Genomic DNA, 26394 nt, shown 5'->3' with positions numbered 1-26394 from the left:
GATGAAAGACAGCCAGGACTTCCGCGCCATCGTGACCGATATCGCGCGTGTATCACCGGACCTCGTAGCACGTGCTTCGCAATTCGCCTCCTCGCTGCTGGCGGATGTCAATGGCCGCCGCGGCGGCATGCACGGCCGCGTGGCGCCGCTGGATCCTCGATCCCGCTTGTGCGGGACGGCGCTGACCGTCGAGGTTCGCCCCGGAGACAACCTCATGATTCATGCCGCAATTGCGATGGCCAGACCCGGCGATGTCATCGTTGTCGATGGCAAGGCGGATCAGACGTGCGCCCTGATGGGCGCGATCATGGCGAACCAGTGCCGGGCCAAGGGCGTGGCAGGGGTCGTCCTGGACGCGGCCGCGCGGGATCGCGACGAGATTGGCGAACTGGGTTTCCCGATGTACGCCGTCGGGACGAATGCCAATGGCCCGACCAAGCTTGTCCCCGGCCTGATCAATCACCCGGTCCAATGCGGCGGCGTGACCGTACGCCCGGGCGATCTGATTGTGGGAGATGCCGACGGCGTGGTCGTGATCGAACGCGAGAAAGTCGCCACCATACTTGAACTTGCGGCGGATAAGCTGGAAGCAGAACGCAAACGGATTGCCAATATCCAATCCGGCGCGGAGACAAGCCCCGCCTGGCTTGCCTCTGCGCTATCGGCCTCGGGGGTGCTTGCGCCGGGGCAGGTGCTATAGAGCCCCACTACACAGGCCACACCGTAAAAATAAAATCCACTTCTATCGACGCGCCTTTTGGCAATTGCAATACACCAACAGACGAGCGAGTGTGTATGCCGACGTCGCCAAGCACCGCATACAAGACGTCAGAGGCGCCGTCGGCGACTTCGCTTTGCATCGTGAAGTCTGGCGCGCTTCGCACAAATACGGTGATGCGCGGCACCGCCTGTATCGCGTCGAGCGTTCCGCAGCTTTTCTTGATTAGAGACAGGGCACGCAGCGTCGAAGTCCCTGCTGCACGACGCGCTTCGTCGAGCGAAATGGAGTCGCCCACTACGCCAACGAAGCGCACCGTTTCCCCAACTCGCGGGATTTGGCCAGCAACGTAGGCTACGTTCCCATCCACCAAAACAGGCGTGTACTTTCCACCGATCTTGATTTCCTCGTCCGGATCAAATCCGAATTCCGCCGCGATCTGCCGCAGCTTGTCGTCTCTTGTCATGAGCACCTTCACCAACGCTGTCGAAAGGGTAAAGCGTAATCGATTGCGCTGCGTTTGTCTGAGATGACGCCGGCCGTCTAATCGAATTCATCGTACTGTGGCAGTTGGTCAGTAATCGAATACCACGGCGCCTTGGAGCCCACGAAGATATGCGCACTGGGACGAATGCTGGGCGTGTCGGCGAGCGTGCCCAAGGTGACGTGGACGAAGGCGCCATCACGAACCACCGAGAACATCAGGCTTCCGCATCGCTTGCAACGGACATCGTGAGACGCCTTTGCGTCACCGAAAATCAATACCTCGTCCTCGCCTTGCGTGATCTGCAATTTTTCGCGCTCGATCCCTGCGAAGGGCTTGAACGCGGAGCCTGTCGAGCGACGACAATTTGAACAGTGGCAGTTCAACGCGTAGGCGAATTCGTCATTTACCGAGTAACGGACCGCACCGCACAGGCATCCGCCAGCGAGCAATGGTTTCATGGCTGCCTCCTGGCCTCCGCACCACCCCCAAACCCCAGCCACACCACATGCCCGCGCACGTCCTCCGGCCATCCGGCGATCATTTCGTCCATGCGTTGCCGGTCATCCGCGAACAGCGCGCGGGACGCTTCCTCGAAGCCCGGAAGATCCCCGGCGATGGCGGACATGAAGTGATACGCGCGCTCCCGCGCTACGCGGCGGTTATCGCCATGGGCATTGGCGCGGCGTGCCTCTTCCACGAGCTTGCGCAGCGCCACGGAGGCCCCGCCCGGCTGCTGGGCGAGCCAGTCCCAGTGGCGCGGCAATAGCGTGACCTCGCGCGCCACGACGCCTAGTTTGGGGCGGCCCCTGCCGCGCGGCGCGTCCGGGGCGTCTTCCTGATCGGCGGCATCGGCACGCCCACCCTCCGGGCTAAAACGGGCGACGATGTCCGCTTCGCTGCCGCGTGTGTCGATGTCGATGGTGCGCCCGGTGGCGTTGTCGAACACCAGCACCGGGTCGCTGGTGCCCCCCTCCATCGCCCGCCTGACCGCGAGCGCAACCACGCCGAGCGGGCCGGAGGCGAGGCGACGATGGCCTTCGAAGGCGGTATGGGACGGAAGATGATCGATTGGGCTCATGGTGGCTCCCCGTGATGACGTCCGCAATTTATACCCGGATAAAATTAAAGTCAATATTACCCGGGTATAAATTTACCCTGAGGTGGCGAGGGAATAACAGCAGGGTGTCCTGCGTTTACGGGGCATGCGGCCGCAACCAGGCCGCCACCCTTCACGAGGAGCCCCGTGCCCAGTCATCACCGATCCCCATCACCACCGCTTAGGCTCCTCCTGCCGTTATTGGCCGCCCTTGCGCTGCCCGCCGTCGCCGCCCCGCCCGCCAGCCCTGACAGCGCTGCGTTCCTGTCGGAAAGCGATACCGCCATGACAAAAATGATGGACGACATGGCGGTCAAGCCCGGCGGCAACGTCGACGAGGACTTCGTCGCGATGATGATTCCCCACCATCAGGGCGCCATCGACATGGCCATGGCCGAGCTGCGCCACGGCAAGAACGAGCAACTCCGACGCATCGCGCAGGAAATCATCGTCGACCAGTTGCAGGAGATTGCCGCGATGCGGCTCGCGCTCGGACAGCCCCTGCCCCCATCCGCGCCGGCGCCCACCCGCCCCGATCCGGCCCAATCGGCCAGCCAACCCACCACCCCCAGCCATTCCGCTCACGCGCACTGATGCGCCCACGACCATGACAAGACATTCCCTCAGGAACACCCTCTCCCTCATGCTGCTGCTCGGCGCGGCCAGCGCGGTTCTGGCCGGGCAGGCGCCGGGACCGTCGACGGCCCCGGACGTCCCCATCAGCCACCGCGACCGCCTCTATGCCGCCGAGCAGTTCTCCAACACGGTTTCCGTGACAGACCCGGCGGACAACCGGCTGCTGGGCGTCATCCGCCTGGGCGACCCCGCGCCGGGCAACTTCAGCCCGCTGTATCGCGGTCAGGTGCTGGTCCACGGGATGGGCTTCTCGCCGGATCACCGCACGCTTGCCATCGTGTCGATTGGGTCGAACTCGGTGTCGTTCATCGACACGGCTACCAACGCCGTCAAGCACGTCACCTACGTGGGACGGTCGCCGCACGAGGCGTTCTACACGCCGGACGGCAAGGAGGTCTGGGTCACCGTGCGCGGGGAGAACTACATCTCGGTGATCGACGCCGCCACGTTCCAGGAAAAGACCCGCATCACCGTGGCCGACGGCCCGGGCATGCAGATCTTCTCCCCCGATGGCAAGTACGGCTACATCTGCTCGTCGTTCAATCCGGAAACGGCCGTGGTCAGCGTGGCCGACCATCAGATCGTGGGGCGCGTGAAGCAGGAGAGCCCGTTCTGCCCGAACATCGCCGCCACGCCTGACGGCAAGCAGGTCTGGTTCACGCTCAAGGACGTCGGCAAGGCCCAGGTGTTCGAGGCCCGCCCGCCCTTCCGCCTGATCAAGACGCTGGAGACCGGCCCGATCACCAACCACGTGAACTTCGCCCACACGGCGGCGGGCGACTTCGCCTACATCACGGTCGGCGGGCTGAATCAGGTCAAGGTGTTCCGGACCGATGACTTCTCCCAGGTGGCCACGATTCCGGTGGGCAGCCTGCCGCACGGCATCTGGCCTTCGGGCGACGGCACGCGCATCTACGTGGGGCTGGAGAACGCCGACCAGCTGGCCGCCATCGACACCGCCACCAATCGGGTAGTCGCCAACGTGCCGGTCGGGCAGGCGCCGCAGGCCATCGCCTATGTGCCGAACGCCGTGCCTGAGGGCGACGGCACGCAGGGACTCCAGCCGCTGGGGGTGGCCGGGCAGACCACGCAGCTGAAGCTGCATGGCGTCGTGAACGGCAAGCCTGTGGCCACCGACCATGCGCCGACCAGCGTCACGCTGTTCGATCAGGGGCTGCTCCAGGTCCTGCAGGCATCGGCCACCGGATTGCAGCCCAAGCGTCCCTACGTGCTGGCGCTCGCCACCCGCGCGGACGGCAGCGGCCCGCTGGAGCCGCTCGCCGCCTTCATGTCGAATCCGGCGGGCTCGGCCATCGTCAACGCGATTGGCCCGATCCGGCAGGTGGTGCGCGACGATACGGGGGCCGGCGCGCGCCGCTATCTCGTGATCGCCCCGTCCGAGAACGGCAAACCCGGCGCGCCTGTGCAGGTGCAGGCGCTGTAGCCGGTCCGGGGGGCCGGGAAGGTACGGCGGATGATACAAATGGCACGACATTTGCGTAGTACCGGGCAAATGCGTAGTACCCATCCCGGCCGCGCCCACATTCCCAGAACAATGCCCCTTTCCGCCTCAACCCTCGTCCTTCGGGCCAAGCAGCTCGAAATCGAGGCCGTCCGCCTGATGGCAAGTCGCGTGGAGTTGGCCGACCTGATCGGCCAGCTGATCCACGCCTTGCAGCGTGAACGGGGGGCCAGCAGCATCTTCCTGGCCTCCGGTGGGCAACGGCTGGCGCAGGAGCGCCAGACGGCGATGGGCGAGGCGGTCCACATCGCCTCCCGGCTGGGCGAGCGCTTCGCCAGCCAGCTGGAAGCGGGTCATACGGGTACGGCGTCGATGGTGTCGTTGATGGCCTGGGTCCAGCTCGATCTGGCCACGCTGCCGGCGCTGCGCCAGTCCATCGATCAATGCCAGACCACCGCGCACGACGCCGTGGCGGCGTTCAGCCGCCTGATTGCCGCGCTGCTGGAGCTGATCTTCCATCTGGCCGATGTGGCCATGTATCCGGGCATCGCCCGGCCGCTGGTGGCCTTCGTCTACCTCGTGCAGGGCAAGGAAGCCGCCGGGCAGGAGCGGGCCGTCGGGGCGCAGATGTTCGCCTCCGGCACCTGTGCGGGCACCGCGCCGCAGCGCGTGCAGCAGTTGGTGGAAGCCCAGCAGCGCAGCTTCCAGATGTTCGAGCGCTTCGCCGATCCGTCGCTGCTCGCCGCATGGCGGCAACGGCAGGCCAGCGCCGCGGTCGCCGCGCAGGACGGCATGCGCCGCACGCTGCTGACCACGCCGCCGGGCACGGCGCTGGTGCACGACGACAGCGAGAAGTGGTTCGAAGTCTGCAGCGAGGTCATCACGGGCATGTGGACGCTGGAGATGCAGGTGGTGCAGGACCTGCGCAAGGCCTGCGAGGCGCAGATCCAGCGTTCCCAGGCCGATCTCCAGGATTCGGCCGGGCTGCTGCGCCAGCTACTGGACAACCCACCGCCCCATACCCATGCCGTCGAGCGCTTTTTCGATGTGGCCGAGCAACCCGCCGCCGCCCCTGTGCTGCCGGGCATGCCCGATGCCGGAAACGGACCCGCCGAGGTGCACGCCACCACCGTCACGTCGCTGGAGCGCCTGCTGCGCCAGCAGTCGGCGCGACTGGCCCAGACCGAAGTGGAACTCGATGCCGCCCGGCGCGCGCTCAAGGAGCGCAAGGTGATCGAGCGCGCCAAGAACGCGCTGATGGCCCGCATGGGGCTCAGCGAGGACGCCGCGTTCCGGGCCTTGCAGAAGGCGTCGATGGACAACAACCGCCGGCTGGCGGACATTGCCGAAGCCACCCTCTCGCTCACCGGCCTCGCCCTGCCCCCACAGGACGACGATCAGCACCAGGATTGAACCCGCCCGGCCGCGCGCACCAAAAGCGGGCAGCCCATGCACTACCAACGCCCCCTAGATCGTCACTTGCCCCAACCCGGCCCAACCCGGCCCCACCCGGCGGCGGGCATGGAACGTGCGTCAGCACTGACATCGGGCTGATGACGGCCCGGCAGTGCATCACCCTGTAAAGCATCAAGGATGACGGCGTCCTGTCACGTGCCGGCCATAGGCCGGGCGGACGGACGCCGTTTGTCTTTTCTGAGCCAAACGAAGGAAACGGAGAGGAATACCCCATGGCCTATCTCGCCCCCACCGAGTTCGTCACCAAGATGGTCGATGCCGGAGAGTCCAAGCTGCTGATGTCCACGCGTGACACGCTGATCCGGTCCTATATGGCCGGCGCCATCCTGGCGCTGGCGGCAGCCTTCGCGGTGTCCATCACTGTCAACACCGGCAACGCGCTGGTTGGCGCGCTGCTGTTCCCGGTTGGCTTCTGCATGCTGTACCTGATGGGCTTCGACCTGCTGACCGGCGTCTTCACGCTCGCGCCGCTGGCCGTGCTGGACCGCCGCCCGGGCGCCACCTGGAGCGGCGTGCTGCGCAACTGGGGCCTGGTGTTCTGTGGCAACCTCGCCGGCGCCGTCACCGTGGCGTTCTTCATGGCCATCATCTTCACCTTCGGCTTCTCCGAAGCCCCGAACGCCATCGGCCAGAAGATCGGCCACATCGGCGAAGGCCGCACCGTGGGCTACGCCGCGCATGGCGCCGCCGGCATGCTGACGCTGTTCATCCGCGCCGTGATGTGCAACTGGATGGTCTCCACCGGCGTGGTGGCGGCCATGATGTCGACCTCGGTGTCCGGCAAGGTCATCGGCATGTGGATGCCCGTGCTCGTGTTCTTCTACATGGGCTTCGAGCACTCCATCGTGAACATGTTCCTGTTCCCGTCGGGCCTGATGCTGGGCGGCAACTTCACCCTCATGGACTACCTGATCTGGAATGAAATCCCGACTGTGCTGGGCAACCTGGTGGGTGGCCTGACCTTCGTGGGCATCACGCTCTACAGCACGCACTACAAGTCGGCCAGCAAGCGCGCGCTGGGCTGATCGGATCACTACCCGGTATCGAGGCGACCGCGCCATGTCCGGCGGGCTCCAGGTCAGCGTTGGCCAACACTCGGACGCTGGCCGGAAGGCGGTCAACCAGGACTTTCATGGCGTGACCCACCCCGCCGGCCACCACCGCGTGACCAAGGGGGTCGCGCTGGCGCTGGCGGACGGCATCAGCAGCAGCGCGGTCAGCCAGATCGCCAGCGCCGCCGCCGTCCGCACCTTCCTCGAGGACTACTACTGCACGTCCGAAGCCTGGACGGTGCGGCGGGCGGCGCAGTGCGTGCTGGCCGCCGTCAACTCCTGGCTCCACGCGCAGAGCCGTCACAGCGAAGCCCGCTTCGACCGCGACCGCGGCTACGTCTGCACATTCAGCGCGCTGATCTTCAAGGCGCGGGAGGCCCACCTGCTGCACGTGGGCGACGCGCGCGTCTATCGGCTGCATCGGCACACGCTGGAGCAGCTCACCGTCGATCATCGGGTCTGCGTGTCGGCCTCTGAGGCCTATCTGGGCCGAGCGCTGGGTGCGAGCCCGTCTGTCGAAATCGACTATCGGACGTGGGGCGTGGAGCCCGGCGAGATCTACCTGCTGGCCACCGACGGCGCCTACGAATACCTGGAAGCCGCCGATGTCCACCAGGCCCTGACCGCCAGCGGCGACGACCTGGACCGCGCCGCGCAGACGCTGACGGCGCTGGCCCTGACGCGCGGCAGCGAGGACAACGTCACGCTGCTGCTGGCCCGTGTCGACGCCCTGCCCGAACCCGGCGCCCGCAACGCGATGGCGCAGACCGGGCACCTGACCCTGCCGCCGCCGCTCACGCCCCGCATGCAGTTCGAGGGCTACACCATCGTCCGGGCGCTGCATGGGAGCGCGCGCAGCCATGTCTATCTGGCGACGGACGACCACAGCGGACAACACGTGGCGCTGAAAACGCCTGCCGTCGATCAACGCGACGATGCGGCCCATCTGGAGGGCTTCCTGCTCGAGGAATGGGTCGCCCGACGCATCGACAACCAGCACGTGCTGCGCCCCCACGCGGCGGACCGGCCCCGCAAGCACCTGTTCGTGGCGATGGAGTACCTCGAAGGCCAGACGCTGGCGCAATGGATGATCGATCATCCCCAGCCCGACCTGGACGCCGTGCGCGGCATCATCGCCCAACTGGCCACCGGCCTGCAGGCGTTCCACCGGCGCGAGATGCTGCACCAGGACCTCCGCCCCGAGAACGTCATGATCGACCGCTCGGGCACCGTCAAGATCATCGATTTCGGCTCGGTCCACGTGGCAGGGCTGGCCGAGGCCACGCGGCCGCCCCACGCCGCCATGCCGGTCGGCACGCTGCAATACACCGCGCCGGAGTACTTCGTCGGCGATGACGGCACGGCGGCCTCCGACCTGTTCTCGCTGGCCACCCTCGCCTACCAGATGCTGACCGGCAAGCTGCCCTACGGCCTGCAAGTCACGCGCATCCGCGACCGCGCCGACGTCCGCCGCCTGCGCTACACCAGCCTGCGCGAGCAGCGCCCCGAACTCCCGGCCTGGGTCGACGACACCCTGCGGCGCGCCCTGCACTCCAACGCGCTGAAGCGGCACGAAGCCCTGTCGGAATTCGTCCAGGCATTGCGGGCGCCCACCGAGCCGCTCTGGCAACGCGCCACGCCCCCGCTGCTGGAGCGAAACCCGCTGCGGTTCTGGCAAGCGCTGGCGGCACTGCTGGGGGTGGCGGTGGTGGTCTTGCTGGGGCTGCGGGTAATGGGGGTGTAGCGGAATGGACGTAAAAAACCCGCCCAGCCTTGCGGCCGGACGGGAAATCGCTTCCACGGGAAGGTCGGCGAAAGCGTTAGCGCACGGGTTGGCGCACGGACTTGAATGCCGCGCGGAGTTCCTCGGCAAACAGTTGCGGCTGCTCCCAGGCGGCGAAATGCCCGCCCTTGGCAGCCTGGTGGTAGTACATCAGCGAGGGGTAGGCCTGCTTGCTCCAGCTTTCCGGCGCGCGGTAAATCTCGTGCGGGAATACGCTGATCGCCACCGGCACCTTGATCTCGCGCGTCTTCTGCGCGTCGGCGCTGAAGTTGTTATTATTGTTTTCCCAATAGAAACGCGAGGACGAGGCGCCCGTATTCGTCAGCCAATAGAGGGTGATGTCATTCAGGATCGCGTCCCGGGACACCACGCGCTCGGGCACGCCGTCGCTGTCGCTCCATTGCACGATTTTCTCGTAGGTCCAGGCGGCCAGGCCCAGTGGCGAATCAGACAACGCGTAGCCAATGGTCTGCGGCCGGGTCACCATCATTCCGCCGTAGGCGGCATTGCGGCCGAAGAAGGTGCTCAGCGACTGGTAGGCATCGCGCTCCGGAGCGGTCAGTTCCGACGGCGGCGCATCGCCGCTGAGAATCGACTTCATCAGCGGACCCGGCACGGTGGCGGGCATATTCAGATGGATGGCCAGCAAGCCTTTCGGCGCCTGCCGCGCGAGGGCATCGGAAATGACCGAGCCATGGTCGCCACCCTGTGAAACATAGTGCGTATAACCAAGCCGCTTCATCAGGACATCCCACGCGCGCGCGGTGCGGTCCGGCCCCCAGCCCAGTTCGGTGGGCTTGCCCGAAAAGCCGTAGCCGGGAATCGACGGAATCACGACATCGAACGCGTCATCCGCCGAGCCGCCAAAGGCGGTGGGGTCGGTCAGCGGGCCAATCGTCTTGGTGAACTCGAAAATCGAGCCCGGCCAGCCGTGCGTCAGGATGACCGGCAGGGCCTTGGGGTTGCGCGAGCGGACGTGGATGAAATGAATATCCACCCCGTCGATCGTCGTGACGAATTGGGGCAGCGCATTCAGTTCCTTCTCGGCCTTGCGCCAGTCATATTGGGATCCCCAATATTTGACGAGTTCCTGAACCTGCGCCGTCTGGATGCCCTGGGATTGATCGCTGACGATTTCCTTGTCGGGCCAGCGCGTGGCCGCAATCCGCTTGCGCAAATCGTCGAGCTGGCGCTGGGGCACATGCACCTTGAACGGACGAATACTCTCGTCGGTGCTGGCGCGCTGCGCGGCGGCAGCCTTCGGCGCCGAATCCGCGGCAAATGCCGGCTGCATGGCGCCGGCAAAGCCGAAGGCCGCGAGCACTGCCGCGCCAGAAATGGCCCGGCGGGCCAATGCGAATTGCCAAACGGATGGGGTCACTGCACGGGACATAAAGATTTCTCCTGGTTGATTCGCCCAATGCAAAGAAGTGGGCTTGTACGGGGCTTGTACGAACCCACGCAGTGTGACCGCCAAGTGCCCGCCCAACGTGTCGCCAATGCACGGTTTTGGCTCGCCATGTATCCTCACGCGGCCAGATACATTGCGATACAGAGTCGGATGGATGGCGCGCCGGCCGGCTGATATAAATGGCCCGAAATTCGGCACCGGTATTCCCTTCGTCCCCCTCCTCAAGACCAAGAAAAAAGTGATGAACTTCGAATCATTCGCCTCCCCCGCCTTTTTCACGAATCCGTATCCGCTGTACGACCAGATCCGCAGCGCGGGCGCCCTGCTGCCGCTCGGGCGCAACATCTTTGTCACCGGCCACTTCGCGGTCATCGATGCCCTGCTGCGCGACCGCCGCATGGGCAAGACCTACCTCCAGAGCGTGGAGGCGCGCTACGGCGAAGCCGCCACGCAGGACCCGGTGTTCCAGGCGCTGAGCCGCACCTTCCTGATGATGAATCCGCCGGCGCATACCCGGCTGCGCGCGCTGCTCATGCAGGCGTTCAACCGCAAGCAGGTGGAGGGGCTGCGAGAGATTGTCGAAACCACCACGCAGGCGCTGCTCGACCGTATCGGCGACAAACTCGGCGACAAACTCGGCGACAAACTCGGCGACAACCCCGGCGACAACCCCGGCGACAACCCCGAATTCGACCTGATTGCGGATTTCGCCTTGCCGCTGCCGGTGGAGATCATCTGCCGGCTGCTGAATATCCCTGCCGCCGATGGCGTCGCACTCGGCACGGCCGCCAGCCGGCTGGCCTCCGCGCTCGACCTCGCGCCGCTCAACGCCACCCAGCTCGCGGCGGCGAACCAAGCCGCGCTCGAGCTGGAGGCCTACTTCCAGACCGTGGTGGCGCAGCGGCGCGCGCATCCCGGGGAGGATCTGATCTCCAGCCTGCTCGGCGCGGAGGACGACGGCGCCACCCTGAGCGAGGCCGAGATCATCTCGAACGTGATCCTGCTGTTCGTGGCCGGCCATGAAACCACCTCGAACATGATCGGCAACAGCATGATTGCGTTGTTCCGGGCGCCCGCCGAGCTGGCGCGCCTGAAGTCGCAGTTGTCTGACGCCACGGCGGTCTCGCAAGCCGTGGCGGAATGCCTGCGCTACGACGGTGCGGTGCAGATGGTGGTGCGCACGGCGTTCGAGGACGTCACGGTCGAAGACGTGACCGTACCGCGCGGCAGCATCGTCTTTATGCTGATCGGCGCCGCCAACCGCGATCCGGCCGTGTACACCGACCCCGACCGCCTCGACCTCGCCCGCGACGCCACGCCCTCGCTCGCCTTCGGCGGCGGCATTCACTACTGCCTCGGCACCCGGCTGGCCACGCTCGAACTCGAATCGGCGATTGCCGGCGTGCTCGCCCGCTTCCCAGCCCTCCAGCCGGTTGACCTCGATCAACTGTCCTGGCACCGCCGCAACAACCTGCGCGGCGTGGAGACGCTGCGGGTTCGCACGCGGTAACGCGGGCGGCGGCTCCCCGGGGCTGGGGTATCCTTGCGTGTCCCTTCCGCACCTACCCCAGCCACCATGACCACCCCCACGCCCAGCACGCCCCCCGATATCCGCCTGACCAGCTTTTCCCATGGGGGCGGGTGCGGGTGCAAGATCGCGCCGGGGGTGCTGTCGGAGATCCTGCGGAGTAGTGGCGGGTTGCCGATGCCGCCGGAGTTGCTGGTCGGCATCGAGACCGCCGATGACGCGGCGGTCTACCAGTTGAACGACGACCAGGCGCTGATCGCGACCACCGATTTCTTCATGCCGATTGTCGACGACCCGTTCGACTTCGGCCGCATTGCCGCCACCAATGCCATCAGCGACGTCTACGCCATGGGCGGGCGGCCGATCATGGCGCTGGCGCTGGTGGCGATGCCGGTGAACCAGTTGCCGTTGGAGGTGATCGGCCGGGTGATGGAAGGTGGGCAGGCGGTGTGCCGGGCGGCCGGCATTCCGATTGCCGGCGGACACACCATCGACTCGGTCGAGCCGATCTACGGGCTGGTGGTGATGGGTCTCGCGCATCCGTCGAAGATCCGCCGCAACCGCGACGCCCGCGCCGGCGACGTGCTCGTGCTCGGCAAGCCGCTCGGCGTGGGCGTGCTGTCCGCCGCGCTGAAGAAAGGCCAGCTTGCCGATGACGGCTACGCGCGGCTGATTGACACCACCACGCGCCTGAACACCCCCGGCATGGCCCTCGCGGCGTTGGACGGCGTGCATGCGCTGACCGACGTCACCGGCTTCGGCATCGCCGGCCACACGCTGGAGCTGGCGCGCGGCGCCGGGCTGCGCGCGGTGCTGGACTGGTCCGCCCTGCCCCTGCTGCCCGAGGTGGCGGCGCTGGCCGGGCAAGGCCATGTCACCGGGGCGTCGCGCCGGAACTGGGAGGGCTATGGCGCCGAGGTGCAACTCGATGCCGGCCTGCCTGCCATCGCCCAGGCTCTGCTGACCGACCCGCAGACCAGCGGCGGCCTGCTGGTCAGTTGCGCGCCGCAGGCGGTGGATGCCGTGCTGCGCATCTTCCGGGAACAGGGTTTCGGCGAGGCCGCCGTGGTCGGCCGCATGGAGGCCGGCACCCCCGGCCTGACGGTCCGCGCATGAAGCCCGTCGTCCGTGTGGAGGATCGGCACGCCTTCGATACGCTGATCGATGCCCGCTCGCCCGCCGAGTTCGCCATCGATCACATTCCCGGGGCCGTGAACTACCCGGTGCTGGACAACGAGGAGCGCCGCATCGTCGGCACGCTCTACAAGCAGGCCGGCGCCTTCGAGGCCCGGCGGGTAGGCGGCGCGATGGTGGCGGCCAACCTCGCCCGCCATCTGCGTGAAGCCTTCGCGGATCGCCCGGCGAACTGGAAGCCGCTGATTTATTGCTGGCGCGGCGGGCTGCGCAGCGGGTCGATGACGACGTGGCTGCGCCTGGTCGGCTGGGATGCCCAGCAACTGGCCGGCGGCTACAAGTCCTGGCGCCGGCATGTCATCGACACCCTCGCCGTGCAGGCCCCGCTGCTGCCGCTGGTGGTGGTGTGCGGCGCCACGGGCAGTGCCAAGACGCGGCTGCTGCACGCGCTGGCCGCGCAGGGCGAGCAAACCCTGGACCTGGAGGGGATGGCGCGGCACAAGGGATCGCTGCTGGGCGCCCTGCCGGATCACCCCCAGCCCTCGCAGACCGCCTTCGAAACCGCCCTCGCGGCGGGGGTCGAAGGGCTGGATTTTTCGCGCCCTCTATATATAGAGGGCGAAGGCCCGCGGATCGGCCAGCTGAACCTGCCGGTGCCGCTGGTGGCCCGGATGCGCGCCGCCCCGTGCGTGGAGATCCAGGCGGCGCTGCCGGCGCGGCTGGACTTCCTGCTGCGGGACTACGCCTACCTCGGCGAGCGGCCCCAATGGCTGGCCGACCAGCTCGCGCATCTCAAGCCGCTGCATGGCAAGGACACCATCACCGCCTGGCAGGCCATGGCCCACGCCGGCAACCTGCCCCAGTTGTTCGCCGAACTGGCGACGCGGCACTACGACCCGGCCTACGCGCGCTCCCAGCGCAAGCACTTCTATGCGTGGGATGCGCGCACCGTGATCACGGCGGACGACCTGTCCCCCGAGGGGATCGTGGCCCTGGCACGGGAGACTGCAGCAAGAGAAGCGGCAAAGCGAGCAAAACAGGGCGGATAAGCCACCGCCAGCAAGCCGGGCGAACTTCCTTCACAATAGCGCCCTGACGCCACACCGGAGCACGCTGGCAGCCCCGAGGCAGGACACAGATCCCGCCCGCCAGTGCGTGGTGATCCATAAATGCTTGCGATCTCTCTCCTTATGTCCGCGCCCTCCGGAAACTTCGACACCCTACCCGACCTCTCCTCCGACTCCGACGCCTCCACCCCCCGCAACCGCTCGGCCGACCGCCGCGCGCTGCTGGCATTGGGCGTGGGCAGCTTCGCCATCGGCACCGGCGAATTCGTCATCATGGGCCTGCTGCCCGATGCCGCCCGCGACCTGGCCATCTCCATTCCCGAAGCCGGCCACCTGATCAGCGCCTACGCGCTGGGCGTGGTCGTCGGCGCCCCGCTGCTGGCCGTGCTCGGCGCGCGCTGGCCGCGCCGCAACCTGCTGATCGCGCTGATGGCGTTCTTCGCCGTCGGCAACTTCGCCAGCGCCCTGGCGCCGTCCTATGCGTCGATGATCGTCGCGCGGCTGGTGACCGGTTTCCCGCATGGCACCTACTTCGGGGTGGCCGCGCTGGTGGCCGCCGGCCTGGTCCCGCGCGAGAAACGCGCGCAGGCCGTGGGGCTGGTCATGCTCGGGCTGACCATCGCCACACTGATCGGGGTGCCGATTGCCGCCGCCATCGGCACATGGCTCGGCTGGCGCGCGGCTTTTGTGATCGTGGGCGCCATCGGCGTGCTGACGGTGCTGCTGGTGCTGGCCTGGGTGCCCTTCGTGCCGGCTGACCGCCACGCCAGCCCGCTGCGGGAGCTGGGCGCGCTGGCGCGCAAGCAGGTCTGGCTGACGCTCGGCATCGGCGCCATCGGCTTCGGCGGCCTGTTCGCCGTGTTCAGCTATATCAAACCGACCATGCTCGAAGTCGCCCACCTGCCCGCCGGCGGCATCCCCGTGGTACTGGCGCTGTTCGGCGTGGGCATGGTGGCGGGCAACCTCGCCGGCGCCAGGCTGGCGGACAAGGCGCTGATGCCGACCATCGGCGGCGTGCTGGTCTGGTCGGCGCTGGTGCTGGCGGCCTTTGTCTTCACCGCGCCGCATCCGTGGCTGGCGTCGATCAACGTGCTGCTGATCGGCACGGGCGTCGCGCTGGGACCGGCCTTGCAGATCCGGCTGATGGATGTGGCGGGGGATGCACAAACCCTGGCCGCCGCGCTCAATCACTCTGCCTTCAACCTGGCCAACGCGCTGGGCGCATGGCTCGGCGGTGTGACGATTGCCGCCGGCTACGGCTGGACCTCCACCGGCTGGGTGGGCCTGCTGCTGGCACTGGGCGGGCTGCTGGTCTTCGGGTGGTCGCTGCGCAGCACGTCCCGCCGGGGCGTTACGGCCGCTGCATAGCGGCGTCTTCCACCACGCGGTGGACGAACTCGAGCTTGGCCACCACCTGCGGGGACAGCGTGAACGGGTAGCTGTCCGGCACGCCCAGGCTCCGGTTCAGGCTGTTCAGCGCGTAGGTGAGCGGAAACCAGCGGTTCATCAGGCTGCGGAAGGACGAATCCTCCACCGGCGTCTGATCGGTCAGCGTCGGCTCCTGCGCCCCCTCGGGCCGCAGCACCAGCCCGCAGGACACGGCGGTATCGAGCGTATCGACGATATGGAGGTAGTGGGCCCAGGTTTCGGCCCAGTCCTCCCACGGATGCATGGTGGCGTAAGCGCTGATGAAGGCGTCCTGCCAGTCTGGCGGCAGGTTGCCCTCGTAGTAGTGCTGCAGGGCCGTGTTGTAGTCCACCCGCTCGTCGCCGAAGCGCGCGCGGAACGGCTCAACCCAGCGCGTGCCCACCACCAGCCGCGTGAAGTAGTAGTGCCCCACCTCGTGCCGGAAGTGGCCCAGCAGCGTGCGATAAGGCTCGTGCATGGCGGTGCGGGTCTGCTCGCGATGGGCGTCATCGGCCTCGGCGATGTTGATCGTGATGCGGCCGTTGTCGTGGCCAGTCAGGACCCTGCTGTGGTCGTCGGCGTCCTGGAGGAAGTCGAACTGCAGGCCGCCATCGGGGTCATCGTCGCGCGAGTCGATCGGCAGGTTCAGGGCCAGCAGGGTATAGAGCAGGCGCCGCTTGGCCACCTCCAGCCGGTACCAGTAGAGCCGGTTGTCCGGCACATCGAGGTTGGGGATGGTATCGGTCAGCACGCAGGACTGGCACAGGGTCTCCTCGTTGTTCGCCGGCACCATCCAGTTGCAGACCGCCTCCACGCGATAGTTATGGCAACGCCGGTAGATCGTGCCGGCCGTGTCCGGTTGCAGGCTGCGCCAGCCGGCGTCGTCATCGCCCTCGAACGCGGCGATCTGGGAAATATCCGGCAGGAAACCGAGCGTGGCGTTGCAGCGCTCGCAGGTAACGTTTTCAAAAAAGACGAGGTTGCCGCAGCGATTGCAGTGGAATGTCTTCATGGTCAGAGAGTGTTGGCCAGTCGGACCCGGCCCCGGGTCAGCATATCGCAAGAGCCATGCCGGAGCGGCATGATCGACGCAAGATGACCGAAAAAGCCGTGTGATCCATTCGCTTGCGTATAATCCGGGCTTCCGTGGCCAACGCGCCACGGACCGGCCCCGGGCCATTTCAATACCGGTCGGCGCGCAGCGCCGCCCACCTTCGCGGAAGTGCATCAGCCCCCCCGGCGGCCGTCACTTCTTGTTGTTCCCCTTGTTGCTCCCCTTCGTGCCCCCGACATGCGCAAACTTCCCAGGCTCGCCCTCAGCCTTGTGCTGGTTGCTCTGATCCAGCTACTCCCGTTCTCGTACTCGTCAGCCTTCGCCGCCGAATCGGCGTCGGCCGCCGAGGCCCCCGCAGCCGTCACCCTGACCCACGTCGAGGCGATGGCCGAACTGAAGCGCCTGCAGATTGCGCAGGACGAGATCAAGCAGCAGGCCTCCGGCAATTCGAACAACCCCAAGCTCGACGGGCTGGACGACGCCCTGCGCCAGCTGGCCGCCGATGTGGACAAACTGACCGCCACGCTGACCGCCCAGCGCGCCGCGCTCCAGGCCCAGCTCGATGTGCTCGGTCCGCCACCCGACGTGGGCACAGCCAAGGAAGCGCCCGCCGTGGCGCGGCAGCGTGCCGAGCTGAACGCGCGCAAGGCGCAGCTCGACGAGGAACGCAAGCAGACCGCCGACAGCCAGGAAAACATCGCCAACCTGAAGGATCAGGTGGCCAAGCTGCACCGCAGTCAGTTGCGCGACCAGCTCGCGCTGCGCTCGGACAGCATCCTCAATCCGCAGTTCTGGGCGCCGCTGGTCAAGCGCTCCGCCGAAGACCGCGAGCGGCTGGGCGCGCTGCGGGACGATGTGGTGCCGCTGCTGGCGCTGGCGTGGGAGCCCGCACAGCGCGTGGGCACGGTGCTGTGGCTGGTGTTCGCGCTGGCGGTGTGGTCGCTCGGTCGCCGGCTTTTGGAGCGCGGCGCGGCGTGGTTCTGCCTCACCCAGTTGCCCGAGACCCGGCTGCGGCGCAGCGCGCTGGCGCTGGCCACGGCCCTGACCACGGTGCTGACGACAGCGCTCGCGGCGCAGATCGTCTTCTCTACCTTCACGCGCGGCTACGAACTGACGCCGGAATTCCAGGAACTGATCGCCCAACTGGGCAAGCTGATGATGACCAGCGCGCTGATCGCCGGCCTGGGCCGGGCGCTGCTGTGCACCAAGCATCCGTCCTGGCGCCTGCCGGCGCTGGCCGACCCCGTCGCGCTGGCCATGAAGCCCTTCCCGACCGTGCTGGCCGGGCTGTTGCTGGTCTCGGGCACGCTCGAACTGCTGAGCCGCATGGCCGATACCAGCGTGCAGGTCACGCTCCTGGGCCGGGGGCTGGTCTCGCTGGTGGTGGTGCTGACCATCGGCGCCGCGCTGCTGCGCGCCAACCGCGTGCGGACCGAGCTGGCCGCCGCCGGGGAGCGCCCCGAGGCGCGCGCCACGCTGGCCGGGCTGATCCACGCCGCCGTGACGGTGGTGGTGATCGTGTCGATGGTGGCGCTGCTGATCGGCTATATCAGCGTGGCCCGCTTCCTGACCTACGAGCTGGTCTGGTTCGACATCGTCCTGTGCACGCTCTACCTGCTCACCCAGCTCACGCGCGATGTCTGCGAGACGATGTTCTCGTCGGCGCACCGAAGCGGGCGCGTGATCAAGCAGCTGTTCGGCGTGGACGACAGCCATCTGGACCAGGTGTCGACGGTGCTCTCCGGCATCGGCGCCAGCCTGCTGTTGCTGATGGCCGTGCTGGCGCTGCTGACAGGTGGCTTTGGCTCCACACCGGCCGACCTGCTCAACACGCTGCTGACCGTGCTCGGCGGCGAGAAGCTGCGCAGCCTGAATATCATGCCGGACCGCATCCTGAACGCGGTGATCGCGCTCGTGGTGGGGATCTGGCTGATGCGCGCCGTGCGCCGCTGGCTGGACCAGGAACTGCTGCCCAAGGTGTGCGGCGAGCCGGGCCTGCGCGCGTCCCTGATCACGCTGTTCAGCAATGTCGGCTACGTGCTGCTGGTGCTGCTCATGCTGTCGCTGCTGGGGGTGAAGTGGGAGAACCTGGCCTGGATCGTCAGCGCGCTGTCGGTGGGTATCGGTTTCGGCCTGCAGGAGATCGTGAAGAACTTCGTCTCGGGCCTGATCCTGCTGACCGAGCGGCCGGTAAAGGTGGGCGACATGGTCAGCCTGGCCGGCGTGGAGGGCGATATCCGCCGCATCAACGTGCGCGCCACCGAGATCCAGCTGGGCGACCGCTCGACGGTGATCGTGCCCAACTCGCAGCTGATCTCCCAGAACCTGCGCAACGTGACGATGAGCAACAGCACGCAGGGGGTGGCCACGCTCCAGCTGACCTTCCCGCTGAACATCGACCCCGAGGAGGTGCGCGACCTGCTGCTGGACGCCTACCGCGGGAACGAGGCCATCCTCGACATTCCCGCCCCCTCGGTCACGTTCAGCCAGCTGGCGCCGAACGGCATCACGCTGAGCGTGACGGGCTACGTGAACAGCCCGCGCATCGCCGCCAACACCAAGAGCGACCTGCTGTTCGAGATCCTCAAGCGGCTGCGCGCGGCCGATATCGCCCTGTCGGTGCCGCAGACGCTGCGGCTGGAGAACACCGCCGCCGCGCTGGGCACCTAGCCCACGGTCCGGGTCGGACACGGTGTAGAGTGCGGGAGGCCGCCAGCCGGCTGCCTCCCCTCCCCCCCTTCGACAAGGAACCGGACATGACGCTGCAAATCGACCGCCTCGACCATCTCGTCCTCAACGTGAAAGACGTGGAAACCAGCGCCGCCTGGTACGAGCAGGTGCTCGGCATGCAGCGCGAGGATTTCGCGTCGCGCACTGGCACGCGGGTGGCGGTGAAGTTCGGCCAGCAGAAGATCAACCTGCGCCCGGTGGGCGAAGACACCGTGGCGTGGTTCACCGGCGTGCACCCCACCGCCGGCAGCGACGACCTCTGCTTCATCACGCATATGCCGCCGGCCGAGGTCATGGCACACTTCCTGGCCCACCGGGTGCCGGTGGAGGTGGGGCCGGTGCAGCGCTCGGGCGCGCTCGGGCCGATGACCTCGGTCTACTGCCGCGACCCGGATGGGAATCTGGTCGAGGTGGCCAGCTATCCGGCTGCGACCTGATTGCGACCTGGCCGGCTTTTAAGTCTGTCTTAAGCTTCCGTACCTACAGTGGGGCCATCCCACCCACCACCACACAGGTGACGCGATGACCCCTCAAGATACCCAGGCACTCGACAACTTCCTGACCCAGCTGACGCAGGCCCGCCTGCAGGCCAAGGACCCGCAGGCCGCCGCGATGATCGCCGACGCCGTGGCGCGCCAGCCAGACGCCGCCTACCTGCTGGTACAGCGCGCCATGCTGCTCGACCACGCGCTGGCCGACGCCCGCGCGCAGATCGCCGGGCTGCAACAGCAAGTCCAGCAACTCCAGCAGGCGCAGGCCGCGCAGGGCTACGGCGCGCGCGGCTTTGCCGATGGCGACGTGGCCTGGGGCAACAGCGTCGGGCGCGGCGTGGCGCCGGCCGCTCCGGTCCAGCCGGTTTCCGTCGCCCCCGCAGCTCCGATGCAGCCGGCCCCGCCGGCGCGCGGCGGTTTCCTCAGTGGCGGGTTCGGCAGCGCGCTGGGCAGCATCGCCACCACCGCGGCCGGCGTGGCCGGCGGCGCGTTCCTGTTCCAGGGGATCGAACACCTGTTTAACGGCAGTGGCAGCGGCGCCGGTAACAGTGGCAACGGCTTCCTCGGAGGCCAGCCGTCGGAAACCGTCGTCAACAATTACTTCGACGATGGGCAGGGCTTCGGCAGCGGCACGGCCGACAGCGGCAACCTCGACGCCGGGCTGGACGACTACCTGGACGACTCGTCGCAGGTCTGAGGGCGGAGGAAGGTGGCGCTACACTGGCGCCACCGCCCACCTTCGCGAGCCCCTCATGTCCGAACAGCGCCTGCTCTATCCCCCGATCGAACCCTACGCCACTGGCATGCTGGATGTGGGCGACGGGCACGTGGTGTATTACGAACGCGTGGGCACGCCCGGCGCCAAGCCGGCCGTGTTCCTCCATGGCGGCCCCGGCGGCGGGATCTCGCCCGACCATCGCCGCCTGTTCGACCCGGCGCGCTACGACGTGCTGCTGTTCGACCAGCGCGGCTGCGGGCGCTCCACCCCGCATGCCGGGCTGGAAGCCAACACCACCTGGCACCTCGTGGACGACATCGAACGGCTGCGCGAACTGGCCGGCGTGGAGCGCTGGCTCGTGTTTGGTGGCTCGTGGGGGTCCTCGCTGGCGCTGGCCTATGCCGAGACGCATCCCGAACGGACCAGCGCGCTGGTGCTGCGCGGCGTGTACACGGTCTCGCAGGCGGAGCTGGACTGGTATTACCAGTACGGCGTCTCCGAGATGTTCCCGGACAAGTGGGCGCGCTTTCAGGCGCCTGTGCCGGAAGCCGAGCGCGGCAACATGATGGCCGCCTACCGCAAGCTGCTGACCGGCGCCGACGAGGCGAAGCAGCTTGAGGCCGCGCAGGCGTGGAGCGTCTGGGAAGGGGAAACCATCACGCTGCTGCCCAGCCCGGACAACAGCGCCAAGCATGCCGACGCGCATTTCGCGCTGGCCTTCGCCCGGCTCGAGAATCATTACTTCACGCACCGCTGCTGGTTCGAGGACGGCCAACTGTTGCGCGATGCGCATCGGCTGGCCGGCATCCCCGGCGTGATCGTGCATGGCCGCTACGACATGCCGTGCCCGGCGCGCTACGCGTTCGCGCTGCACGCCGCGTGGCCCGAGGCGGAGTTCCATCTGATCGAGGGTGCCGGGCATGCCTGGACCGAGCCCGCCATCATGGACCAGCTGATCGCCGCCACCGACAAGTTCGCCGTGCAGCCCTGACGACTGCCGGTTTCCGATGACTGCAAGGGCGTCGCCGCACGCCCGTGTTGGGTAGCTCACAGACCCCTCGCGCGCGTGTCCGGCGCGAGCTTTCCCCCCCCACGGCAGCGACCTATCCTGAACTCACGGGCGCCCCCGGCACCATGCGGCACCATGCGGCACCAAGCGGCGGCAGCCCGGATTCATCGAATGCGGGAGCGGTCATGACGCTGCGTAGCCTGTTGTTCATCGCCTCCATCGGACTCGCCTGGGCATCGCCCGCCCCGGCCGCCGGATGCCAGTACGACATGCAGTGCAAAGGGGAACGGATCTGCCAGATGGGGCAGTGCGTCTCCCCCGATGCCGAGGAGGCCGCCGAGCCCGCGCCCAAACCACCCGCCGCGCCCGCCGCCCGCGCCACCCCTGCCCCCGCGCCCGCCGCTGCCCCGCGCCTGTGCTGCACCGTCGCCGGCAAGCTCAAGCTGGCCCCCGGCACCGACAACGGCCTCGCGGCCGGCGAGGCCTGCCAGGGCATGACCAGCTCGGGCAAGCCCGTGCCGGGGTCGATCTGCTAAGGATTGGCGGAGCGACGCGCGGCGGCACGGGCTGGCCCTCGGCGCTCAGCTCGTCGTGGCGGTACAGCTGAAGTTTGCCGCGTCGTTCTGCTGCGCCTGCGTCGGATTGGCCGGCCCCGTGTACTTCGGATAGCTGCCGTAGACGCACACCGGCCGCGTGCGACCGTTGGTCGCCGTGGTGCTGGCGCCCTTGTTGCCGTCCGTCGCCACCAGGCCCGCCGGCGCCGCGCCGTTGACCACCCATCCGTCCAGCGCCGCGAGCCAGTCCACCGTGCTCTGGAACTGCCCGCTGCCGTGCCCAAAGCCCGGAATCAGGTAGAAGCGCGAGAACGTGTCCGCCGTGGCTTGCGTGTAGCGCTGCACGAGCCGCGTGTAGTAGTCGATCGAGTTATACGGCGTGATCGACGAATCGTTGGTGCCGTGGAACATCAGCACCTTGCCGCCCCTGGCGCGGAACGCGTCGAGGTCCACGTAGCTCGCGTCCAGCATGTCGCTGACCTGTGTGATGCGATTCTTCCAGTCGGCCGGATCGAAGCCCTGGATCGAATCGATCGACAGATTCCTGGTGATGATGTACCGCACCGTCGTGTCCGAGATGGTGTACTGGAACGCGTCGCCGCTGGGCGGGGTGCTATAGGCCGGCTTGCTGCCGAAGCCTTGCTCGGTGAACGTCGTGCCGTCCAGGATCGGCCACTTGCCGTAACTGCTGATGCCGCCAGGCAGCGTGAAGCCGAGGTTGAAGCGCGAGTTCAGGTGCGCCACCGTGGCGATCTGCGCGTCGGAGAGGCAGGTGTCCCCGGTGTCGGTGCCGCCGGCGCAGCGCAGCGGGTTGCTGACATCGGTCAGGACGAACTTGCTGGTGAGTGCGGTGCAAGCCGCGCCGTTGGGGTTGCTCACGACGCCGTCGGCCACGCCATCCAGCGTGTCGCAGGCATTCATCGCCGCCGTGAACAGCGTCTTCATCTTCGCCGCACTGATCCAGCCGGCACCGCCATTGAGATACAGCGCCTTGGCGAAGTCGTTGCTGGCCACGTGCATCATCGTCACGTTGTAGGCGGGATAGCCGGCCACCACGCCGTCGTAGTCCTCGGGGTAGAACTGCGCCGCAATCAGCGCCTCATGCCCGCCCTGCGAGCCGCCGACGAAGTAGCTGCGTGCAGGGGCAGCGCCATAGCGCGCCTTGACGATGGCCGCCACGGCGTCGTGCGTCTTCTTGATCTGCAGGCGCCCGAAGTTGGCGAGCGCCTCGTCGTTGAGCGCAAATGCGCCACCGCCCGAAGCATCGTGGCCGCTGTCGCTGCCGTAGGTGACGTAGCCCTGCCGGATGGCATTGGCCACGCTGGCCGGCTGCGCCGTGAACGCACCGTCGCCGGTGACGACAGTGCCGTCGAGCCCGCCACCGCCCATCTGCAGCGTCTTGCTGTTCCAACTGGTGGGCAGGTTGACCTGGAAGTTGATGTCGGGCGCCGTCACGTCGACGGGGCGGATCGCGCCGAGCACCTTGCAGTACTCGCCATTGACGTTGCCCGCGGCGTCGGCCGCGATCCATTGCGCCGACTGGACCACCGCGCCGCTGGTGCTCAGGCCGATGTCCGGCGCACCAATCCTCATCGTCGCCAAGGCGTTGCACTTCTCGGCGGCGCTGGCGTTGGCGGGTGTACTGGGGACGGTGGTCGTCGTGCTCTGGGAGGGGGTGGCGGCGTCATCGCCGCCACATGCGGCCAGCGACGCCGCGACTGCCGTGGCCAGCGAGAACGCGCCGACCGAGAAAACCTTTCGGGAATACGCCATGCTCAAGTCTCCTTCTCATCTCTTTTTGGACGACAACAGGCCACACCGTGCGCGCGGGGCGCACAGTGCAGTGGAAACCGTGAAGAGGGATGACGGGCCGCGCACGCGTCGTGGGCGACGCGGCGGGCCGGCTAGGTGGCGATCTACCTGGGCGTCGGGCCGCCGGCAGCCTGCCCGGCCCAGTCGGCGCCCTGGCCTGCCCCGCCGCTCACCGAGTAGAGCGCGCCGGGCGCGTTGCGGGTCTTCTGGAAGTCTTCGAGCGATTGCCCGCGCATCGCCGCGTAGATGTGGAGGTTCGAGACCCCACTGACGGCGCCGAGCTTCTCCAGCAGGAAGAAGATCACGCCGTAGTGGATCATGCCGCGCCAGTCGCGCCGGGTGATGAGGTCGCGCTCCTCGGCGGTGAGGTCGGCTTCGTCGAACGTGGCCGCCGGATCGGCCCGGAAACGCTCGCGGAACGCCGGCAGCACCAGCTGGTGCAGGTAGCGGTTGATGCGGTAGGCGCGCACGCTGGTTTCCAGCGAGAACGGGTAGGTGCCTTCCAGCTGCTCGATGCCGCGTAGCTGGTGGCCGATGCGTTCGCGCTGGCGCTCGGCCCGGGCTTCCTGCATCGCGCGGTCGTCGGCGGCATGGTTTTCGTAGACGGCTACGGCGATGCCAGTCATCGACGGCAGGTAGTAGTCGCGATGCTTGCATTCGATGCGGGCCGCCATCGCGCCGCGCATCACCATCCACATCACCACCTCGGCGCTCTCGAAACCGCCCAGGCGCGCGTAGTCGGCATGGGTCAGCTCAAGCAGCGCCTCCGGGTCGGACTCGAACAGGTCCAGGAACTTGTGGTCCCACGCGGTGTTGTTAAAGCCGCAGCGCTCGCCATGCACCTGGTGCGACAGCCCGCCGGTGGCCACCACGGCCACGCGCAGGTCTTCCGGATAGCTCTCCACCGCCCGGCGGATGGCCTGGCCAAGCTTGTAGCAGCGGCGCGCGGACGGCGCCGGGGCCTGCAGCACGCCCACCTGCAGCGGAATCACGCTGACCGGCCAGCCGGCCTCCGCGTCGTGCGGCACCATCACGGACAGCGGCGAGAAGCAGCCGTGATCCAGCGCCTTGTGCTGGAAGAACGACATGTCGAACTCGTCCGCCATCAGCGACGCGCCAACGTGCCGCGCCAGCGCCGGATGCCCGCTGACCGGCGGCAGCGCGCGCGGCCCGCCGCCCTCGTCGGCCGGCGACCACGACTCCCCCACGCCCAGCGCGAACGCCGAGTAGTGATCGAAGAAGAACGACGTGACGTGGTCGTTGTAGATGACCAGCAGGACGTCGGGCCTGGCTTCGGCCAGCCACGTGCTCACCGGCGCGTACGCCGCGAAAATGGGCGCCCAGGCGGGGTCCTGTTGCTTGCCTGCATCCAGGGCGAAGCCGATGGTCGGTGTATGGGAGGACGCAATCGCGCCGATGATGGTGGCCATATCAAGCTGTCAGGCAGTCACGGCGCGAGGCTGCGCCTTGGTGGAAACAATGGAGATCGCCGCCATGGTGGCGGGAATCGCCAGGATGGCGATCACCGCGCTGAAGCCCCAGCCCATGGACAGCAGCACGCCGCCCGCCATGGAGCCGGTGATGCTGCCGAAGCGGCCGATACCGAGCATCCAGCTTACGCCGGTTGCCCGCACCGGGGTCGGGTAGCAGGACGGGGCGAAGGCGTTCAGGCCGGTCTGCGCGCCGCTCATGCAGAAGCCGGCCATCAGCACGTAGAACGCGAACATGGCCGAGGTCACAGAGCCGGAGGCCAGCATCAGGATGAACACGGCGCCCAGCACGTAGGCGGTGCCGATCACGCGGCTCGGCGTGATGCGGTCCATCAGGAAGCCCACCACCAGCGCGCCAACGGTGCCGCCGAGCTGGAACAGCGCGGTGAGGTTGGCGGCACGGTCGATCGGCAGGCCGGCGTCCTTGATCAGCGTGGGCAGCCAGCCGCTCAGCAGGTAGATCACCAGCAGGCCCATGAAGTAGGTGATCCACAGCGACAGCGTCATGCCACGGAACGCGTTGGAGAGCAGCGTGCGCACCGGCTGCTTGCCCGAGACCTGGACCTCGCTGATGGTGAACGTCGTGTCCGGGGCGATGGTGCTGCCGCAGACACGGCGCAGCGTGCGCGCAATCCGCTCCGGCGACATGTTCTTCACGACCATGAAGCGCGCCGACTCCGGAATCAGCAGCAGGTAGATCGGCAGGCAGGCCAGCGGAATCGCGCCGCCCACCATCAGCACCGTGCGCCAGCCGTAGTGCGGCAGCAGCGCGGCGGCGCCGAAGCCCACCAGCGCCGAGCCGAGGTTGAAGCCCGTGAACATGGTGGCCAGCAGCATGCTGCGCGAGCGCTCCGGCACATACTCGGAGAGCAGCGTGGTGGTGCTCGGCATGGCGGCACCCAGGCCCAGGCCGGTCAGGAAGCGCAGGAAGGACAGCATCGCCACGCTGTCGGCAAAGCCGCTCAGCAGGTTGAAGGTGCCGAACAGCGCGATGGAGCCAATCAGCAGCTTCTTGCGGCCGAAGCGGTCCGACATCGGCCCCACCAGCAGCGCGCCGATGGCCAGGCCGATCGGGGCGGCGCTCATCACCATGCCGAAGGCGGCCTTGGAGATGCCCCACTCCCGGGTGATGTCCGGGGCCAGGAAGCCCATGATGGCCACGTCCATGCCATCGGTGGCCACGATCATGAAGCACAGCACCAGCAACAGCCACTGGTACCCCGACATTTTTCGCTCGTTGATATGGGCCCGGATATCGAGCCGTTGTCTGGTTGTCATG

Annotated in this window: 23 protein-coding genes; 15 read left to right on the top strand and 8 right to left on the bottom strand. The window is 67.6% G+C overall.

From position 1 onward, the window contains the following. The first annotated feature begins 1 nt into the window (after position 1). Positions 2–700: an RraA family protein gene (locus BM115_RS13665; protein WP_092294648.1), complete on the top strand. Its 699-nt coding sequence runs from the start codon at positions 2–4 to the stop codon at positions 698–700. A 7-nt stretch (positions 701–707) separates the two neighbouring features. On the opposite strand, the gene BM115_RS13660 is transcribed toward BM115_RS13665, so the two are convergent. The 3 genes from BM115_RS13660 to BM115_RS13650 all read right to left on the bottom strand — a co-directional run bounded on the left by BM115_RS13660 (position 708) and on the right by BM115_RS13650 (position 2283). Next, positions 708–1184 carry a RidA family protein gene (locus tag BM115_RS13660; RefSeq protein ID WP_092295081.1) on the bottom strand — a complete coding sequence of 159 codons (477 nt, stop codon included), beginning with the start codon at positions 1182–1184 and terminating at the stop codon, positions 708–710. Between the two features lie 77 nt (positions 1185–1261). Continuing rightward, positions 1262–1663, bottom strand: coding sequence for a GFA family protein (locus tag BM115_RS13655; RefSeq protein WP_092294646.1), 402 nt, complete (start codon positions 1661–1663; stop codon positions 1262–1264). Continuing rightward, a complete protein-coding gene (locus BM115_RS13650; protein ID WP_092294644.1) occupies positions 1660–2283 on the bottom strand; it encodes a DUF2239 family protein in 624 nt (207 codons plus the stop codon). The genes BM115_RS13655 and BM115_RS13650 overlap by 4 nt, the downstream gene beginning before the upstream one ends. Positions 2284–2448: 165 nt before the next feature. Between BM115_RS13650 and BM115_RS13645 the strand changes: the two genes are divergently transcribed. The 5 genes from BM115_RS13645 (at position 2449) to BM115_RS13625 (ending at position 8671) form a co-directional block, all read left to right on the top strand. Next, the gene (locus tag BM115_RS13645; protein WP_092294642.1) at positions 2449–2895 is read left to right on the top strand and encodes a DUF305 domain-containing protein; all 447 of its coding nucleotides are present in this window, start codon (positions 2449–2451) and stop codon (positions 2893–2895) included. Positions 2896–2908: 13 nt separating this feature from the next. Next, entirely contained in the window at positions 2909–4381 is a 1473-nt protein-coding gene (locus tag BM115_RS13640; protein WP_092294640.1) for a YncE family protein, read from the top strand. A gap of 111 nt (positions 4382–4492) precedes the next feature. Then, positions 4493–5812 carry a nitrate- and nitrite sensing domain-containing protein gene (locus tag BM115_RS13635; protein ID WP_092294638.1) on the top strand — a complete coding sequence of 440 codons (1320 nt, stop codon included), beginning with the start codon at positions 4493–4495 and terminating at the stop codon, positions 5810–5812. A gap of 275 nt (positions 5813–6087) precedes the next feature. Then, the gene (locus BM115_RS13630) at positions 6088–6900 is read left to right on the top strand and encodes a formate/nitrite transporter family protein (protein WP_092294636.1); all 813 of its coding nucleotides are present in this window, start codon (positions 6088–6090) and stop codon (positions 6898–6900) included. Between the two features lie 34 nt (positions 6901–6934). After that, positions 6935–8671, top strand: coding sequence for a bifunctional protein-serine/threonine kinase/phosphatase (locus BM115_RS13625; protein ID WP_092294634.1), 1737 nt, complete (start codon positions 6935–6937; stop codon positions 8669–8671). A 76-nt stretch (positions 8672–8747) separates the two neighbouring features. Here BM115_RS13625 and BM115_RS13620 read toward each other — a convergent pair whose 3' ends face one another. Next, positions 8748–10004: an epoxide hydrolase family protein gene (locus tag BM115_RS13620; RefSeq protein WP_092295079.1), complete on the bottom strand. Its 1257-nt coding sequence runs from the start codon at positions 10002–10004 to the stop codon at positions 8748–8750. Between the two features lie 358 nt (positions 10005–10362). Here BM115_RS13620 and BM115_RS13615 point away from each other — a divergent pair, with 358 nt between their 5' ends. The 4 genes from BM115_RS13615 (at position 10363) to BM115_RS13600 (ending at position 15218) form a co-directional block, all read left to right on the top strand. After that, positions 10363–11631, top strand: a complete 1269-nt coding sequence (locus BM115_RS13615) for a cytochrome P450 (protein WP_092294632.1) — start codon at positions 10363–10365, stop codon at positions 11629–11631. A 66-nt stretch (positions 11632–11697) separates the two neighbouring features. Continuing rightward, positions 11698–12765 carry a selenide, water dikinase SelD gene (gene selD, locus BM115_RS13610; protein WP_092294630.1) on the top strand — a complete coding sequence of 356 codons (1068 nt, stop codon included), beginning with the start codon at positions 11698–11700 and terminating at the stop codon, positions 12763–12765. Then, the gene (gene mnmH, locus BM115_RS13605) at positions 12762–13832 is read left to right on the top strand and encodes a tRNA 2-selenouridine(34) synthase MnmH (RefSeq protein ID WP_092294628.1); all 1071 of its coding nucleotides are present in this window, start codon (positions 12762–12764) and stop codon (positions 13830–13832) included. Before selD ends, mnmH begins: the two co-directional genes overlap by 4 nt. 141 nt (positions 13833–13973) lie before the next feature. Beyond that, positions 13974–15218, top strand: coding sequence for an MFS transporter (locus BM115_RS13600; RefSeq protein ID WP_092294626.1), 1245 nt, complete (start codon positions 13974–13976; stop codon positions 15216–15218). Here BM115_RS13600 and BM115_RS13595 read toward each other — a convergent pair. After that, positions 15202–16269, bottom strand: coding sequence for a zinc-binding metallopeptidase family protein (locus BM115_RS13595; RefSeq protein WP_092294624.1), 1068 nt, complete (start codon positions 16267–16269; stop codon positions 15202–15204). The genes BM115_RS13600 and BM115_RS13595 overlap by 17 nt on opposite strands. Positions 16270–16548: 279 nt before the next feature. Here BM115_RS13595 and BM115_RS13590 point away from each other — a divergent pair, with 279 nt between their 5' ends. From BM115_RS13590 to BM115_RS13570, 5 genes are all read left to right on the top strand, one after another. Beyond that, positions 16549–18981, top strand: coding sequence for a DUF3772 domain-containing protein (locus BM115_RS13590; protein WP_092294622.1), 2433 nt, complete (start codon positions 16549–16551; stop codon positions 18979–18981). An 86-nt stretch (positions 18982–19067) separates the two neighbouring features. Then, a complete protein-coding gene (locus BM115_RS13585; protein ID WP_092294620.1) occupies positions 19068–19478 on the top strand; it encodes a VOC family protein in 411 nt (136 codons plus the stop codon). Between the two features lie 85 nt (positions 19479–19563). Further along, positions 19564–20229, top strand: coding sequence for a DUF2076 family protein (locus BM115_RS13580; RefSeq protein ID WP_092294618.1), 666 nt, complete (start codon positions 19564–19566; stop codon positions 20227–20229). 55 nt (positions 20230–20284) lie between these two features. Then, positions 20285–21241, top strand: coding sequence for a prolyl aminopeptidase (pip, locus tag BM115_RS13575; protein ID WP_092294616.1), 957 nt, complete (start codon positions 20285–20287; stop codon positions 21239–21241). A 203-nt stretch (positions 21242–21444) separates the two neighbouring features. Continuing rightward, on the top strand, positions 21445–21795 hold the full coding sequence (locus BM115_RS13570) for a hypothetical protein (protein ID WP_092294614.1): 351 nt from the start codon (positions 21445–21447) through the stop codon (positions 21793–21795). Positions 21796–21840: 45 nt separating this feature from the next. On the opposite strand, the gene BM115_RS13565 is transcribed toward BM115_RS13570, so the two are convergent. The 3 genes from BM115_RS13565 to BM115_RS13555 form a co-directional block, all read right to left on the bottom strand. Beyond that, positions 21841–23586 (bottom strand): tannase/feruloyl esterase family alpha/beta hydrolase, encoded by a 1746-nt coding sequence (locus BM115_RS13565; RefSeq protein WP_092294612.1) that lies wholly within the window; start codon positions 23584–23586, stop codon positions 21841–21843. A gap of 143 nt (positions 23587–23729) precedes the next feature. After that, positions 23730–25055 (bottom strand): gallate dioxygenase, encoded by a 1326-nt coding sequence (locus tag BM115_RS13560; protein WP_092294610.1) that lies wholly within the window; start codon positions 25053–25055, stop codon positions 23730–23732. A 9-nt stretch (positions 25056–25064) separates the two neighbouring features. Further along, positions 25065–26393 (bottom strand): MFS transporter, encoded by a 1329-nt coding sequence (locus BM115_RS13555; protein ID WP_092294609.1) that lies wholly within the window; start codon positions 26391–26393, stop codon positions 25065–25067. Position 26394: the final 1 nt, after the last annotated feature.

The organism is Cupriavidus sp. OV096 (assembly GCF_900115455.1).
GTDB lineage: Bacteria > Pseudomonadota > Gammaproteobacteria > Burkholderiales > Burkholderiaceae > Cupriavidus.
This window is presented reverse-complemented; position numbering and strand designations above follow the sequence as displayed.